This window comes from Actinophytocola sp. (assembly GCF_050699935.1).
Classification (GTDB): Bacteria; Actinomycetota; Actinomycetes; order Mycobacteriales; family Pseudonocardiaceae; genus Actinophytocola.
On sequence record NZ_JBOHGB010000002.1, the window covers coordinates 1 to 15102 of the forward strand.

Below are 15102 nucleotides of genomic sequence, written 5' to 3' on the forward strand. Positions count from 1 at the left end.
GGTGAGGAACGGGGAGTTCCGGTTGGGCACGTGCTTGTGGCCGGCCTGCGTCACGTTCCCCTGAGGTGCGGCTGCGAAGCCCTCGGCCCGATTCGATCTCGACGATACGGTGAGGAACGGGGAGTTCCGGTTGGGCACGTGCGTGTGGCCGGCCTGCGTCACGTTCCCCTGAGGAACGACAGCGAAGCCCTCGGCCCGATTCGATCTCGACATTACGGTGAGGAACGAAAAGATCCGGCTGACCACATGCTTGTGGCTGGCCTGCGTCACGTTCCCCTGAGGAACGACAGCGAAGCCCTCGGCCCGATTCGATCTCGACATTACGGTGAGGAACGAAAAGATCCGGCTGACCACATGCTTGTGGCTGGCCTGCATCACCTTCCCCCGAGGAACGACAGCGAAGCCCTCAGCCCAATTCGATCTTGAGGTTGACGCAATAGATGTCATGACACCTCTCCCGCCTTCCCGGCGGGCTCCGCGCGGAACACGACCCCACCGTCGGCCAGCCGGACGATGGCCGACTCGTCGTACCCGGCCGCGCGCAGCACCTCCGCGGTGTGCTCGCCGAGCACCGGAGCGCCCCGCACGGCAGTAGCGGTCGAGGAGAACCGCAACGGGTTGCGCACCGTCCGGTAGCTGCCCAGCGAGGCGTGCTCGGCCTCGACGACGATGCCCAGCGCGCCGGTCTGCTCGCTCTCCAGCGCCTGGCCGATGTCCTGAATGGACCCGCACGGCAGGCCGTGGTGGCGGAACCGGTCGAGCCAGTAGTCGGTCGACCGGCGGAAGGTCCGCTCCTCGACCTCTGCGACCAACTTCTCCCGGTTGCGGATCCGTGCCGAATTGTCCACAAAGGACTCGTCCTGCTCGAGTCCGGGTGCCTCGATCGCCGCGCAGAACCGCGTCCACGCGTCGGCCGGGCCGGTGCCCTCGACGGTCACGTGCCCGTCCGCGGTGCGGAACGCCTGGTACGGAGCGAACAGCGTGGACGCCGATCCGGACCGGCCGGGCACCGTGCCGTTCGCGAGGTACTGCTCGGCGATGATCAGGCCCATCGCCATCGACGTCTCGTACAGCGACGACTCGCACGACCGGACCGTCCCGGAACGCTCGCGTTCCAGCAGGGCCGCGGTGATGCCGAGGGCCAGGCTCACCCCCGCCGTGATGTCCACGACCGCGAACCCGGCCTTGGCGGGCGGGCGGTCGGGGTGGCCGGTCGCGGCCATCAGCCCGGACTCTCCCTGCATCATCAGGTCGTAGCCGCCGTCGTCGCCCCGCGGACCTAGCCCGCCGTAGCCGGACATCGTCGCCCAGATGGTCTTCGGTGCGATCCGGGCGACGTCGTCGCGGCCGAGGCCGAGCCGGTCGACGGTGCCCGGCCGGAAGTTGTGCACGAACGCGTCGGAGGTCACCAGCAGCCGCTCCAGCACAGCCCGGCCCTCGGCGTCCTTCACGTCGATCACCACGGATCGCTTGCCACGGTTCAGCGCGAGGAAGCTGAGCGACTCGCCGTCGACGAACTCCGGTCCCTGCCGGCGGTAGACGTCACCGCCCGGCGGCCGCTCCACCTTCACCACGTCCGCGCCGAGGTCGGCGAGCATCTGGGTGCACAGCGGTCCGGCGACGTACTGCGTCATGTCCAGCACCCGGAAGCCGGCCAGTGGCCCGGTCATGTGGGTCCCGCCTCCCCGAAATCCTGTTCCGCCTCTCCGAAATTTATTGTGTTGGTTGCGTTGGGGGACGGAGGGTTCTGTCTTGTCACGTACTTGTGGCTGGGTTGCGTCACGTTCCCCTTAGGTGCGGTTGCGAAGCGCTCGGGTTGATCTGGGCTGGAGGTTGACACAAGGGGTGTCATGTGTCCGCCTTTCGTCCGACCAGTTCGCGCAGGCGATCGGGGACCTCGAGTGGGTTGCTGCCCACCGGGAACACGGCCGCCGCGCCCGCGTCGCGAAGGCGTGGCACGTCCTCGTCCGGGATGATCCCGCCGACCACGATCCGCACGTCGTCGAGCCCCAGCTCGTCCAGCCTGCCGCGCAGGTCCCTGGTGTAGGGCAGGTGCGCGCCGGACAGCACGGACAGCCCGACGATGTCGGTGTCCTCCTGCGCGGCCGCGGACGCGATGGCGTCGATCGTCTGGTGCAGGCCCAGATAGATGACCTCGAACCCGTGATCACGCAGCACGCGCGCCAGCACCTTGGCGCCCCGGTCGTGCCCGTCGAGGCCCGGTTTGCCGATGATGACGCGGATCCGCTCAGATGCCACGGGTGATCCCCCCGTCGACGGTCACCGCCGTCCCGTTGACGTACGCCGACCGCGGCGAGGCGAGGAAGACGATGGTGGCCGCCACCTCCTCCGGCTCCGGCACGTAGGGAAGCGGGAGGTCCGCGACGTAGCGCGCCTCGGCCTGCTCGTGGGTCAGGCCCCAGTCCACGGCCAGCCTGTCGATCATCTTGTCGTACCGGGTGGTCCGCACCGGGCCGGGGCACACCGCGTTGACGAAGATCCCTTCCGGGCCCACCTGCATCGACACCGACTTGGTCAGGTTGAGTACGCCGACGTTCGCCGCGCCACCGGGCATGTGGTAGGTGAGCGGTTGCTTGCCGGCGTTGCCGGCCACGTTCACCACGCGCCCGCCGCCGGCCTCCCGTAGCGGGGCGAGCGCGAGCCTGGTCATCCTGGCGTAGCCGACCAGCTTCAGCTCGAGGTCGGCGACCCAGCGCTCGTCCGGGATGTCCTCGAACGTGGCGAAGACCGACGCGCCGGCGTTGTTGACCAGGATGTCCAGCCCGCCCAGCCCGGCGAGCGCGGTGTCCATGGCATGCCGGCAGCCGGCCAGGTCACCGAGATCGGCCGGTGCCGCGATCGCCCGCACGCCGTACTCGGCGGCGATCGTCTTGGCTTCCCGCTCCAGCACGTCCGCGCGCCGCGAGACGAGCGCGACGTGGGCGCCCTCGCCGGCGAGCACCCGGGCCGTGGCGAGCCCGATCCCCTCGCTGGCCCCGGTGACGACGGCACGCTTTCCGGCAAGCTGTAGATCCATGGCTACTCGACCTCCGCGGCGATGAGTGATCTGTCCACTGTGTACAATCGCTGTGCGGCCGAGTTGGCCGCGGCGGCGATCTGTTTCTCGTCCCCACGCCTCAGCAGGCCGTCCGCCACCACGGGCTCGCCGCCGACCAGCACCCACCGCGCGCGGGCGCCGGAGTATGTGCGGAACAGGCGAACCAGCGCCCGATCCGGATCGGCCGTCGCGCCGGCGGAGTCCAGGTCGTTCAGGTCGAAGACCGCGACGTCGCCGAGCGAGCCGGGGGTGAGCGTGCCGGCGCCGGGCCAGCCGATGGTGCGGGCCGCGGCGGCAGTGACCAGGTCGAGGGCGTCCGCCGCGCCGATCCGGCCGGTGAGGTGCGGCTGGCCCTGCGTGTACGCGGCGAGCTGTGCCTCACCGAGCAGCGAGCCGCGGTCGTTGGACGCCGCCCCGTCGACGCCGACCGCCACCCGCGGATTGCGGTCCCGCCAGTCGGCCAGCTCGGGCAGCGGGTAGCGCAGGCGCATCGAGGCGCTCGGGCAGTGCACCACGCCGACGCCGGCCGTGCCCAACCGCGCCACGTCGTCGGGACAGAGCCGGGAACCGTGCGCGAACCAGTTGCCCCGCCGCACCAGGCCGAGCTCGTCCGCCAGCGCAAATCCGTCCACAATGGACTCTCCGGCCGGCGGCAGCGGGTGGTAGTGCAGGTGGATCGGAACATCGGCCTCTTCGGCCACCCGGTTCAGCTGCCGCTGGAACTCGCCGCCGTCGTCGAGCACCGGCGTGGTCGGCCCGCAGGCCCAGCGCAGGCGGTCGTGCGTGGGGGCACTGATCGTCTCCCGGATCCGGGCCAGCGCGAGGTCCGGTGGTTCGACCAGGCGGGCACAGTCCACGCCCCGGCGGGTGAGCTCGTCGGAGATGCCGGGCTCCAGCACCGTGGTGGTGCCGCGCACGTACCGCAGCCGGATGCCGAGCCGCTCGGCCGCGGCCACCACGGGCGAGACGAAGTCCTCACCGGCCGGGTGCAGGAACTCCAGTGCCGCGACCGTGGTCGCGCCCCGGACGAGGAGCTGCGCGATCGACAGCTCGGCCGCCGCGGACACGTCGTTCGCCGACATGTCCGTCCACCGTGGATAGTGGGTGAGCAGCCAGCCGGTAAGGCCGCCGGTGGTGGGGACGCCGCGCGAGGCGCCCTGGAACAGGTGGTGGTGGGCGCACACGAGACCGGGCAGCACCAGGCAGCCACGCACGTCGAGCTTGTTGCGAGCCCGCGGCGGCCGGCCGCTGCCGGTCGCCTGGACCCGACCGTCCGCGATGAGCACCCAACCATCGGCCAGCGGCGGCCCGGTCGGGGTGGGCAGCACGGCAGCGGCGCCGTGCAACAGGATCTCTGTTCCGCCTCCCCGGAATTTATTGTGTTGGTTGCGTTGGGGGACGGGAGGCTCTGGTTGAGCACGTACTTGTGGCTGGTTTGCGTCACGTTCCCCTGAGGTGCGGTTGGCAAGGGGGTCATCGGCTTGATGCTGGTCCGCCTCCACTCCGCCTCTCCGAAATTCAATGTGTTGGTTGCGTTGGGGCGGAGGGTTCTGTTTGGTCACGTGCTTGTGGCTGGTTTGCGTCACGTTCCCCTGAGGTGCGGTTGGGGAGTCCTTGGCCTGGTTCGATCTCGAGGTTGACGCGAGGGGTGTCATGGGCCGCTCCCGTCGAAGGTGCCCCACTGCGCACGCAGCACGTCGCAGATCTCGCCGACGGTCGCGCCGGCCCTCGCGCCGTCCAGCAGCAGCGGCATCAGCGGCGTGTCCGGCTCGGCGGCGGCGACGCGGATCCGGTCCAGGCAGGCGCTGACGGCGACCTCGTCCCGGTCCGCCCGGTGCCGGTTGAGCCGGTCGATCTGGCGCTGTTCCAGGTCCGCCCGGGCGGCTTCCGGCAGCGGGAAGGTCGGCTCGGTCGCGCCGGCCCGCTCGGCGGCGAAGGCGTTCACCCCGACAACCTTCCGCTCGCCGCGGGCGATCGCCAGCTCCCACTCGTAGGCCCGCTGCTCGATCTCGTCCTGCACCCACCGCGTCGCGATCAGCTCGGGCATGCCGCCGCGCTCCTCGATCTGCTCGATGAGCGCGAGCACCCGCCGCTCGATCTCGTCGGTGAGCGACTCCACGTAGTAGGAGCCGGCGAGCGGGTCGACGGTCTTGGTCACCCCGGTCTCGTGCGCGAGGATCTGCTGTGTTCGCAAGGCAACCAGCGCGGACTCCTCGGTGGGCAGGCCGATCGCCTCGTCGTAGGCGACCGTGTGCACGGCCTGCGCGCCACCGAGGATGATGCCGAGCTGGTGCATGGTGACGCGCACGATGTTGTTCAGCGGCTCGACCGCGGTCAGCGACGTGCCGTCCCCACCGGAGAAGAACCGCATCATGGTCGACCGTGGATCCTTGGGCTGGTACCGGTCCTCGATGAGCCTGGCCCACACCCTGCGGCAGGCCCGGTGCTTGGCCACCTCCTCGAACAGCTCGCTCATGGTGGAGAAGTTGAAGCTGATCCGCGGTGCGAAGTCGTCGATGTCCAGGCCGCGCCGGACCAGCCGCTCGACGTAGACCAGCGCGTTGGCGAGCGTGAAGGCGACCTCCTGCACCGCGTCGCAGCCGGCCTGGCGCATGTGGTAGCCGCACACCGAGATCGAGTTGAACCTCGGCAGGTGCTCGGCACAGAACTCCATCGCGTCGGCGACCAGGCGCAGCGACGGCTCCGGCGGGAAGATGTAGGTCTTGCGGGCGATGTACTCCTTGAGGATGTCGTTCTGGATGGTGCCCGACACCCGCTCCCACGGCACGCCCTGCCGCTCGGCCGCGACCACGTAGAAGGCGAGCAGGATCGCCGCCGTGGCGTTGATGGTGAACGAGGTGGAGACCTTCTCGAGCGGGATGCCGTCGAAGATGTCGCACATGTCCTGGGCCGAGCAGATCGCGACCCCGGTGCGGCCGACCTCGTGGTGTGCCTGCGGGGCGTCGGAGTCGTAACCCATCTGGGTCGGCAGGTCCAGCGCCACGGACAGCCCGGTCTGCCCCTGCTCCAGCAGGAACCGGAACCGCTTGTTGGTGTCCACCGCGGTCTCCAGCCCCGAGTACAACCGCATCGTCCACAAGCGACCCCGGTACATGGTCGGGTAGATGCCCCGCGCGTATGGCGCCTCGCCGGGCAGCCCGTTGCGCTCCTCGACCCCTGGCGCCACGTCGTCGGAGGCGTAGACGACTCGCACCGGCAGGTCGGAGTCGGTCACCACCTCGGCGGCGTCGGCGGCCTCCGGGTGACGGTCGAGCCAGTCCCGCATGCGTCCCATCAGGAAGACGTCGCCTCCTCCACGCGGACGCGGCCGGTGACCGCGGCTGACCCAAGCCCAGGGTCCAGCCCGAGCGCCTCGGCGACCCGCGGGACGGTCTGCTCCTGGACGAACCCGAGCACGTCGGCCAGGTCGATCGTGCTGAAGTGACCGTCCCGGTAGACGAACTCCCCGGCGATCATGGTGAACGCGACGTCCCGCCCGCTGCCGCAGTACACCAGCGAGCACACCGGATCGAAGACCGGCTGCAGGCCAGGGTTGCCGCCGATCCGGACACCGACGATGTCGGCGAGCCGTCCCGGTTCGAGGCGGCCGAGCCGGCCGGGCTCGAAGATCTCCGCACCCTCCTCCGTGGCCATTCGGAACACGGTGCTCGGCTCGATGATCGTCGGGTCGAGCGTGCTGACCCGGGCCAGCAGCAGCGCGGCCTTCATCTCGCCGAACATGTCCTGTGAGTCGTTGCTGGCCGGGCCGTCCGAGCCAAGCCCGACGCGCACGCCCGCGCGGAGCATGGCGGCGACGTTGGCCACCCCCGAGCTCATCACCATGTTGGAGGTCGGGTTGTGCACCACCATGGCCCCGGTGTCGGCGAGGATGTCGAACTCGGCTTCGGTGCTCCACACCGCGTGCGCCACCACCGTGTCGCGATCCAACAGGCCGATGCGGTAGGCCCAGTCGATCTGCCCGGGAAATCCCTTGCGGTGTGCCAGGTCGAGCTGCTCGCGCGTCTCGTTGAGGTGGGTGAAGTACTTCGCGCCCTTCTGCCCGGCGAGCTGCTTGAGCCGGTGCTGGGTGTCGGGGTCGCAGGAGAACAGTCCACTTGGGCCTACCGCGGGACGCACCCGGGCGTGGCCCGCCCAGCGGTCGAGGAACTCGGCGGTGGTGGCGATCTCGGTGTCCGGGTCGGCGTTCTCCGCGGGGTCGATGGTGGACGCGGTGCTCGACGCCCGGGCCACCTGCGCGCGGATGCCGGCCTCGGCGAACGCGCGAGCCTCGGCGTCGGCGTGGAACCGCGCGAAGTTGGTCAGCTGCGAGACGAACGCGGTCGTCCCGGTCCGGATGGCGTCCGCCGCGCCCAGCAGGCCGCCGTAGTAGAAGTCCTCATCGGACAGTGCGCGGTCCATGGGGTAGATGGTGTTGCGCAGCCACCCCTCGGTGCCGGCGTCCTTGCCCAGCCCGCGGCAGAGGATCTCGTACACGTGGTTGTGTCCGTTGACCAGGCCGGGCAGCAGCACGAGGTCGCGGCAGTCGACCCGCTCCGCGTCCGGGTACCGCCGCGCCAGCTCCGCGCTCGGCCCGACCGCGACGATCGTGTCGCCGTCCACGCAGACCGCTCCGTCGCGAAGGTAGGAGTCGTGCCCCACGATCACCCACGGACTCCGGTCGAGCAGCAACGGCATCTCGCTCACATCCCCAGGTATCTCGTGGTGACCGACTGGTTGTCGCGCAGCTGTGCCGGGCTGCCGACGAACACCTCGACGCCGCGGGACATCACGTAGACCGTGTCGGCGAGCCGGGTGGCGAACTCGAACCGCTGCTCGACGAGCAGGACCCCGGTGCCGCGCCCGCGCAGCTCCTGGATGATCTCGCCGACCTGCTCGACCATCGACGGCGCGAGCCCCTCCGCCGGCTCGTCGAGCAGGACGTAATCGGCGTTGGCGACGAGTGCCCGTGCCAGGGTGAGCATCTGCTGCTCGCCGCCGGACAGCGTGGCCGAACGCTGCTTCCAGCGCTTGCGCAGCAAGGGCAGGTAGTCCAGCACCTCGTCGACGCTCCACGACGTCGCGGAGCGCGCCCGGCGGCGGGCGACCGCGATGTTCTCCGCGACCGAGAGGGAGGGGAACACGCGATGGCCCTGCGGCATCAACGCGACGCCGCGTCGGCTCACCGTCTCCGGCGGTTGACCGTGGATCGCCTTGCCGTCCAGCAGAACCCGACCGGAACGCGGCCGCAGCATGCCCATCACGGTGTGCACCAGGGTGCTCTTGCCCATGCCGTTGCGGCCGAGCACCGCGACGACCTGCCCGCTGGGCACCTCGACGCTCACGCCGTGCAGCACCTGCACGGGACCGTAGAAGCACCGCAACTGCTCAGCCTGAAGAGACACTGTGCTCTCCCAGGTACGCCTCGATGACCGTGGTGTTCCCACGAACCTCGTCGAGCGGACCGCTGGCCAGCACGGCACCGTCGACCAGCACGGTCATCGTCTGTGCCACGGCGAAGGCCACGGCCATGTCGTGCTCGATGATCACGATGGTCATGTCGTCGGGCAGCGAGCAGGTGAGCCGGGTCATCCGCGCGGCCTCGCTCGGCGCGAGCCCGGCCGTCGGCTCGTCGAGCAGCAGCACCTTCGGCCGGCTGGCGAGCGCCACGACGATCTCCAGGATCCGTTGCAGCCCATAGGAAAGCTCGGACACGCGCTGGGCGCGGTACTGCCAGAGGTCCCACTCGCGAAGTAGTTCCTCACCACGCTGCCGAATACCCTGGTAGCCATCCATCGACCGCCACCAGACCCGCCGGGCCGGACTGCGGGCGACGACCGCGAGCGCCACGTTCTCCTGCACGGACAGCGACTGGAACAGGTTGGTGATCTGCCAGGTCCTGGACAGGCCGGCGGCGGTGCGGCGGGATGGCGCGGCCCTCGTCACGTCGTGGCCGAGCAGACTGACCCGGCCCGCGTTCGGGATGAGCTGGCCACCGATCGCGTTGAACAGCGTCGACTTGCCGGCCCCGTTCGGCCCCACGATCGCGCGCCGCTCACCGGCCGCCACGCTCAGACTCACGTCGCGCAACGCGGTGACCCCGCCGAAGGAGACGGTCAGCCGCTCGACCTCCAACGCGGGCTGTGCTGCGGCCGCCTCCCCGGAATTTATTGTGTTGGTTGCGTTGGGGGACGGAGGGTTCTGGTTGGTCACGTACTTGTGGCTGGGTTGCGTCACGTTCCCCTTAGGTGCGGTTGTGGAGCGCTCGGGTTGATCTGGGCTGGAGGTCGACGCGACGGGTTTCATGGCCGGGCCTCCGCCTGCTTGGTGGGCGCCGGCTCGGCTGCGTCCGTGTCCCCGTTCGGTGGTGGCTCCGGCTCATCGCCTTCTGGCGCGCGGCGGCGGCGTGAGCGCAGCCGCTCGGCGAGACCGGTCAGGCCCTCCCGCAGCACCAGCATGGTGAGGATGTAGAGCAGGCCGAGCACGATGTTCCACCGCTCGGTGTACCCGCTGACGACCTCCTGCAGGACGATCACCACACCGGCGCCGATAGCCGGCCCGAACAGGGTGCGGGTGCCGCCGATGATGCAGATCACCAGCACCTCGGCGGACAGTGTCCAGTCGAGCAGGTCCGGGGAGGCGATGCCCTGCAGGTACACCAGCAGCACGCCGGCGATCGCGGAGATCGCGCCGGACAGCGCGAACGCGCCGACCCGGTACGGCCAGACCCGGCAGCCGAGTGCCTCCATCCGTGACTTGCTCTCCCTCGCGCCGACCAGCACCCGGCCGGCCGGGGAGCGAACCCACAGCCACATCACGACGGCGAGCAGCACCCCGATGATCAGCACGAACGTGTAGAAGTCCCGGCCGAACCCGAACGGGATGCCGTCACGGGTGATCCCGGAGATCCCGTTGTCCCCCGCGGTGAACTCGACCTGCTCGAACGCCAGCGCCCAGATGCTCTGCGCGAACGCGAGCGTGAGCAACAGCAGATAGATGCCCTGGGTGCGAATGGTGAGCAGGCCCATCAGGGCACCCACCACCGTGCCAAGCAACACCGCGACGGCGATGATCGTCCAGAACTCCCATCCCCACCGCGCCAGTCCTATTGCGACGGTGTAGCCGCCGATCCCGAAGAACGCCGCGTGGCCGAGCGAGGGCAGCCCGCCGAACCCGAACACCAGGTTCAAGGCCATCGCGAAGATCGCGAAGATCAGCACCCGGGTGGCCACGAAGACGTGGAAGGAGGAGACCATCGAGGGCACGAGGGCCAGCAGCACGATGGCGAGCACGGCGCCGCCGATGACAACGCCACGACGACCGAATCGCTGCGTCGCCCGCGACAGGATCGCTGTCATGCCAGGCCTTCCTTCCCGAACAGCCCGCGCGGCCGGAACGCCAGGAACAAGGCGACCGGCACGAACAGGGCGAACTGCGCCATGCTCGGGAAGGCGACGACGCCGAACTGGGTGATCAGCCCGACCAGCAGCGACGCGACGAACGCGCCGGCGAGCGAGCCGAGCCCGCCGACCACGACCACCACCACGGACAGCAGCAGCATGCGGAAGTCCACACCGGGCGACAGGCCGGACAGCGCACCGCCGAAGATGCCGGCCAGCGCCGCGAGCGCGACCCCGATCCCGAACACGCCGACGAACAGCTTGGGCACCGGGATGCCGACGCTGCGCGCGACCGCCTCGTCGTCCACCGCGGCCCGGATCATCACGCCGACCCTCGTGCGGGACAGCAGCAGCCACATCAGCAGGCCGACGGCGACGCCGAGGACGATCACCGCGATGCGGATCTTGGGGAAGAAGTGCCCGGCCACTTCGATGGAGCCGGACAGGCCGGGCGGCCGTGGTGGTGTCACGGGATACCCGCCGTAGCGGTCGAGGATGAGGTCGGCCGCGATCAGCGCGAGCCCGACGGTGACCACGATCTGCGGCAGCACCTGGTTGACGAAGCGGTGCAGCAGCACGAGCTCGATGATCATCCCCACCACGGTGACCGCGGCCACGGTGATGGCGACCGCAAGCCAGTAGTTCAGGTCCTCGCGCAGCAGCTCGAGCATCAGGTACGCGGCGATCAGGTAGAACGCCCCGTGGGCCAGGTTGAGCAGGCCCATCAGCCCGAAGATCAGCGTCAGCCCGCTGGCGATGAGGAAGAGCAGCATCCCGAAGGACACCCCGCTCACGAGGTGATCGATCCACACGACCGGTCACGCTCCTTCCGACCGCCTAGTGTCCACATCAGACATTTGCTCGCTACTTGGCCCAGCTGCCCTTCAGCTGCTCGTACGGTGGGAACTTCAGGTACTCGTCCGGATCGAACGTCCAGAACTGGCTGACCTCGGGGAAGGTGTGCACCACCACGTTCGACTTGGTGACGTTCGGATTCCCCAGCGGGTCCTCGTCGACCTCCCGCGTCTCCCGCAGGTAGAAGTCCATGACCGCCTGGTTGTACTCGTCGAACCGGATGGCGCCCCGTGGCGCCTGAACCTCGACGTCCCCGAGTGCCTCGATCAGCGCCGCCGGGTCGTCGCCCCGATCGCCGGCCGCCTCGAGCGCCGCCTCCAGCGTCTGGGCGGCCGCGTAGCCTGCCTCGGCGCCCTGGGAGACGAGCTTGCCCGAGCGTTCCTCGTAGTCGCGGACGAACTGCTCGTTCTCCGGGGTGTCCAGCGCACGGCTCCAGTAGAAGACCGTCTTCGCGCCGACCTGCCAGTCCTCCACGCTCTCCAGCAGGAACTCGTCGGTGATCGCGCCGTGCCCGACGACCGGCTGCTGGTAGCCGAAGTCGCGGTAGGTCTGCCAGAACAGGTTGCCGGCCTGGCCGGAGTTAATGTGGATCACGACGTCGGTGTCGCGGCTGATCTGCTGCACGAACGGGGCGTAGTTCTCGGTCGCCAGTGGCACGTAGATCTCTTGCTCCACGGTGCATCCGGCGTCCTCGTAGGTGCGCGCGAAGCCACCGGCGGTCTCCCACCCGAAGGCGAAGTCGAGCGACACGACGCTCGCGGTGCGGTAGCCGAGCTCCTTGCAGGTGTACTCGCCGAGCGGGTACATCGGCTGCGAGCCGGTGTAGGAGATCCGGAAGATGTTGGGCTTGTGACCGCTCTGCGTGAGCGGGTCCGCGCCGGCGATCGTGATCAGGTACGGCACGCCGGAGTCGGCGACGAAGTTCGCGATCCCGTTGGCCACCGCCGAGCTGACGCCGCCGATCAGCACGTCGACCTCGTCCTGCTCGACGAGCTTGCGTGCCTTGGTCGCCCCGGTGGTGGGATCGCCGGCGTCGTCCTCGGTCACCGCCTGGATCCGCCAGCCGGCGAGCGTTCCGTCGTGCTCGTCGAGGTACATCTGGAATCCGGCGTTGGTGTCCGAGCCGAGAGCGGCGAACACGCCGGTCGTCGGGTTCAGCAGGCCGACGGTGATGGTCTTGCCTCCGGCGGGGGCGGCACCGGTGTCCTCCCCGCCGGGGCCGCCGGTCGCGGCTCGGGAACAGCCGGCGAGCAACAAGACCACGCCGGCCACGGCGCTGGCTTTCTTCCAAGAGGCCATGGGACGTCCTTCCTCGTGCGATGCGCCCCCTGAGCTGGCAGTCCTGCGATGCACTCCGGCCCGTTGGTACGGAGGATGAAATCAGATACGAAATTGGATGTCAATATATTGATATGAGACTCTATCTCGTACATGATCGGTGCTTCTGACGTGTTGGGAGGATCGGTGGACCCCACGCAGACGACCCGGGCGACCCAGAAGGTGTTGGACGCGCTCGACCTGAACCGCGCGGTCGAGCTCGTTCGGCAGGTGTGCCGGATCCCCAGCGTGCTCGGTGACGAGGGCCCGCTCGCCGGGTTCCTCGCCGACGTCATGCGCGAGTCCGGGTTCGAGGGCGTGCGCCTCCAGCCGGTGTTGCCCGACCGGCCCAACGCCGTCGGCGGGCTCGACTTCGGCGCCGGACCCCGGGTGGTGCTCACCGGGCATCTGGACACCAAGCCGGTCTCCCACGGCTGGACCGAGGCCGAGCCGTTCTCCGGTGACCTCGTCGGTGGCCTGACCGACGGGCGCGTCTACGGCCACGGCGTGATGGACATGAAGGCGGCACTGGCCTGCCAGCTCGTCGCGATGGAGGCGGTGCGGGCGAGCGGCCTGCCGCTGTCGGGCTCGCTGACCCTGGCCGCGGTCAGCGATCACATGGGGGACCAGCGCGGCTCGATCGCGTTCTTCGACGAGTACCCGGCCGACCTGTGCGTGTTGGGTGAGCTGTCGGACAACGAGATCTGCCTGGGCCACCGCGGCCGGTACTACTTCGACGTCACCGTGCTCGGTCGTTCCGCGCACACCTGCCACAAGCACGCCGCGATCAACGCCAACACGCTGGCCGCCCACGCGGTGCTCCAGCTCGACGGCTCTCGCCTCACCCCGGAGCTGGAGCCGTGGGTGGCGGAGCTGTTCGGCACCGAGACGTTCGTGGCGCCGGGGCGGATCTACGGTGGGCTGCCGCCCGGTGGGCCGTCGATGATCCCGGACGAGTGCGTGATCCGGGTGGACACCCGGCCGCAGCCCGGCGTACCGGTCGAGCGGGTACGCGCCGAGATCGACCGCTGCCTCGCCATGGCGCGGCAGGCGGACCCCAGGTTCGCCGCCGAGGTGACGCTGGCCGACAGCAAGCCCCCGTACCTGGCCGCCCCGCAGGACACGGTGGTGCGGCTGATGGTCGACGCGGTCCGGCAGGTACGCGGCGGCGAGCCGGCGCTCACCGCGGCCGGCTGGCTCGGTGACACCGCGAGCTTCGGCGCGGACGTGCCCACAGTGATCTTCGGGCCGGGTGGCGAGCCGGTCTACTGCCCCAACGAGCACCTCAGCGTGGCGGACATCCACGAGGCCACCAAGGTGTACGCCGCGTTCGCCGCGCTCGCCCTCACCGGAGCCGGTGGATGACCGCGCAGCTGACCGCCCTGGTGCTCGACCGTACGGTCGAGCTCGGCGTGGTGCCCGCGCCTCCGTTGCGCGAGCGGCGGCGCGCCGAGCTGGTCAGCTCCTGGTGGCGCGCCGACGGTCTGGCCGGCGTCGAGATCGACGGCGCGGGCAACGTCTGGGGCCGCGTGCGGGCCGGCACCGGCGCCGCGCTGGTGGTCTGCGCCCACCTGGACACCGTGTTCGGCGAGGACGTCGCGCACGAGTACCGGCGCACCGGCGACGAGCTGCACGGCCCCGGGGTCGGCGACGACACCGTCGCGGTGGCTACGCTGTCTACATTGGACGCTTTGCTGCCGGCGACGACCCGGCATCCGGTGTGGACGCTGGCCACGGTCGGCGAGGAGGGTGCCGGCAACCTGGCCGGCGTCACGGCCGCGCTCGCCACTCCCCCGGTCCCGATCGGCGCGATGGTCGCGGTCGAGGGCAACTACCTCGGCCGGGTCAACGTCACGGGCGTCGGCTCCGTGCGCTGGCGGGTCACCATCTCCGGACCGGGTGGCCATGCCTGGGAACGGGCTTCGGCGCCCAGCGCGATCCACGACGCCGTGGCCGGCATCGCGAACCTGCTCGCCAGGGCCGGCGAGTGTCCGAACGGGACGATCAACGTCGGGCGGATGCACGGCGGCGAGGCGATCAACGCACGCGCCAGGGAATGCTGGTACGAGGTCGATCTGAGATCGGCCGACCCGGCGGAGCTCGCCCGGCTGGAGAAGCTCGCCGGCGACACACTGGCCGGCGGCCGGCCGGAGGTCACCGTGGCCACCAAGATAGCCATTGACGAGTTCGGCCGGCGACCCGCCGGGCACATCGAGCCGGACCATCCGCTGGTGCGCCACGCCGTCGCCGCCCTGGAACGCGCGCTGGACGGCACCGGCGAGCGAGTGCGGCTGACCGCGGCCAGCACCGACGCCAACGCCGCCTACCATGCCGGCATCCCCGCCATCACGGTCGGCGTGACATTCGGCGGCGGAGAGCACACCGAGCAGGAGTGGATCGCGCTCCCGCCGCTGCCCCGCGGCATGGCCGCCCTCGCCGACACCGTGGCCGGCTACGACCGGGAGGAGTGGTGAG

Annotated in this window: 14 protein-coding genes; 2 read left to right on the plus strand and 12 right to left on the minus strand. The window is 70.1% G+C overall.

Annotated features, from left to right (window positions below; all coding sequences use genetic code 11):
• From ACRDTB_RS01050 to ACRDTB_RS01105, 12 genes are all read right to left on the minus strand, one after another.
• Positions 1-378 (minus strand): hypothetical protein (locus ACRDTB_RS01050; protein WP_431427916.1); only part of this gene is annotated, 378 nt, incomplete at its 3' end.
• A 65-nt stretch (positions 379-443) separates the two neighbouring features.
• A complete protein-coding gene (locus ACRDTB_RS01055) occupies positions 444-1670 on the minus strand; it encodes a CaiB/BaiF CoA transferase family protein (protein WP_431427917.1) in 1227 nt (408 codons plus the stop codon).
• 178 nt (positions 1671-1848) lie between these two features.
• Positions 1849-2259, minus strand: a complete 411-nt coding sequence (locus ACRDTB_RS01060; RefSeq protein WP_431427918.1) for a cobalamin B12-binding domain-containing protein — start codon at positions 2257-2259, stop codon at positions 1849-1851.
• Positions 2249-3037 carry an SDR family NAD(P)-dependent oxidoreductase gene (locus tag ACRDTB_RS01065; RefSeq protein WP_431427919.1) on the minus strand — a complete coding sequence of 263 codons (789 nt, stop codon included), beginning with the start codon at positions 3035-3037 and terminating at the stop codon, positions 2249-2251. Before ACRDTB_RS01065 ends, ACRDTB_RS01060 begins: the two co-directional genes overlap by 11 nt.
• Positions 3038-3039: 2 nt before the next feature.
• Positions 3040-4404 (minus strand): amidohydrolase family protein, encoded by a 1365-nt coding sequence (locus tag ACRDTB_RS01070; RefSeq protein WP_431427921.1) that lies wholly within the window; start codon positions 4402-4404, stop codon positions 3040-3042.
• A gap of 305 nt (positions 4405-4709) precedes the next feature.
• Positions 4710-6353, minus strand: coding sequence for an acyl-CoA mutase large subunit family protein (locus tag ACRDTB_RS01075; protein ID WP_431427923.1), 1644 nt, complete (start codon positions 6351-6353; stop codon positions 4710-4712).
• The gene (locus ACRDTB_RS01080; protein ID WP_431427925.1) at positions 6353-7753 is read right to left on the minus strand and encodes an amidohydrolase family protein; all 1401 of its coding nucleotides are present in this window, start codon (positions 7751-7753) and stop codon (positions 6353-6355) included. The genes ACRDTB_RS01075 and ACRDTB_RS01080 overlap by 1 nt, the downstream gene beginning before the upstream one ends.
• Before the next feature lie 5 nt (positions 7754-7758).
• Positions 7759-8460: an ABC transporter ATP-binding protein gene (locus ACRDTB_RS01085; protein WP_431427926.1), complete on the minus strand. Its 702-nt coding sequence runs from the start codon at positions 8458-8460 to the stop codon at positions 7759-7761.
• On the minus strand, positions 8444-9292 hold the full coding sequence (locus tag ACRDTB_RS01090) for an ABC transporter ATP-binding protein (RefSeq protein ID WP_431427927.1): 849 nt from the start codon (positions 9290-9292) through the stop codon (positions 8444-8446). Before ACRDTB_RS01090 ends, ACRDTB_RS01085 begins: the two co-directional genes overlap by 17 nt.
• A 65-nt stretch (positions 9293-9357) precedes the next feature.
• Positions 9358-10413 carry a branched-chain amino acid ABC transporter permease gene (locus ACRDTB_RS01095; protein ID WP_431427928.1) on the minus strand — a complete coding sequence of 352 codons (1056 nt, stop codon included), beginning with the start codon at positions 10411-10413 and terminating at the stop codon, positions 9358-9360.
• Positions 10410-11267 (minus strand): branched-chain amino acid ABC transporter permease, encoded by an 858-nt coding sequence (locus ACRDTB_RS01100; RefSeq protein WP_431427929.1) that lies wholly within the window; start codon positions 11265-11267, stop codon positions 10410-10412. The genes ACRDTB_RS01095 and ACRDTB_RS01100 overlap by 4 nt, the downstream gene beginning before the upstream one ends.
• 52 nt (positions 11268-11319) lie before the next feature.
• On the minus strand, positions 11320-12609 hold the full coding sequence (locus tag ACRDTB_RS01105; protein ID WP_431427930.1) for an ABC transporter substrate-binding protein: 1290 nt from the start codon (positions 12607-12609) through the stop codon (positions 11320-11322).
• Positions 12610-12774: 165 nt separating this feature from the next.
• On the opposite strand from ACRDTB_RS01105, the gene ACRDTB_RS01110 reads away from it, so the two are divergent.
• On the plus strand, positions 12775-13992 hold the full coding sequence (locus ACRDTB_RS01110; RefSeq protein ID WP_431427931.1) for a M20 family metallopeptidase: 1218 nt from the start codon (positions 12775-12777) through the stop codon (positions 13990-13992).
• Positions 13989-15101, plus strand: coding sequence for a M20/M25/M40 family metallo-hydrolase (locus ACRDTB_RS01115; RefSeq protein ID WP_431427932.1), 1113 nt, complete (start codon positions 13989-13991; stop codon positions 15099-15101). The genes ACRDTB_RS01110 and ACRDTB_RS01115 overlap by 4 nt, the downstream gene beginning before the upstream one ends.
• The last annotated feature ends 1 nt before the right edge of the window (position 15102 follow it).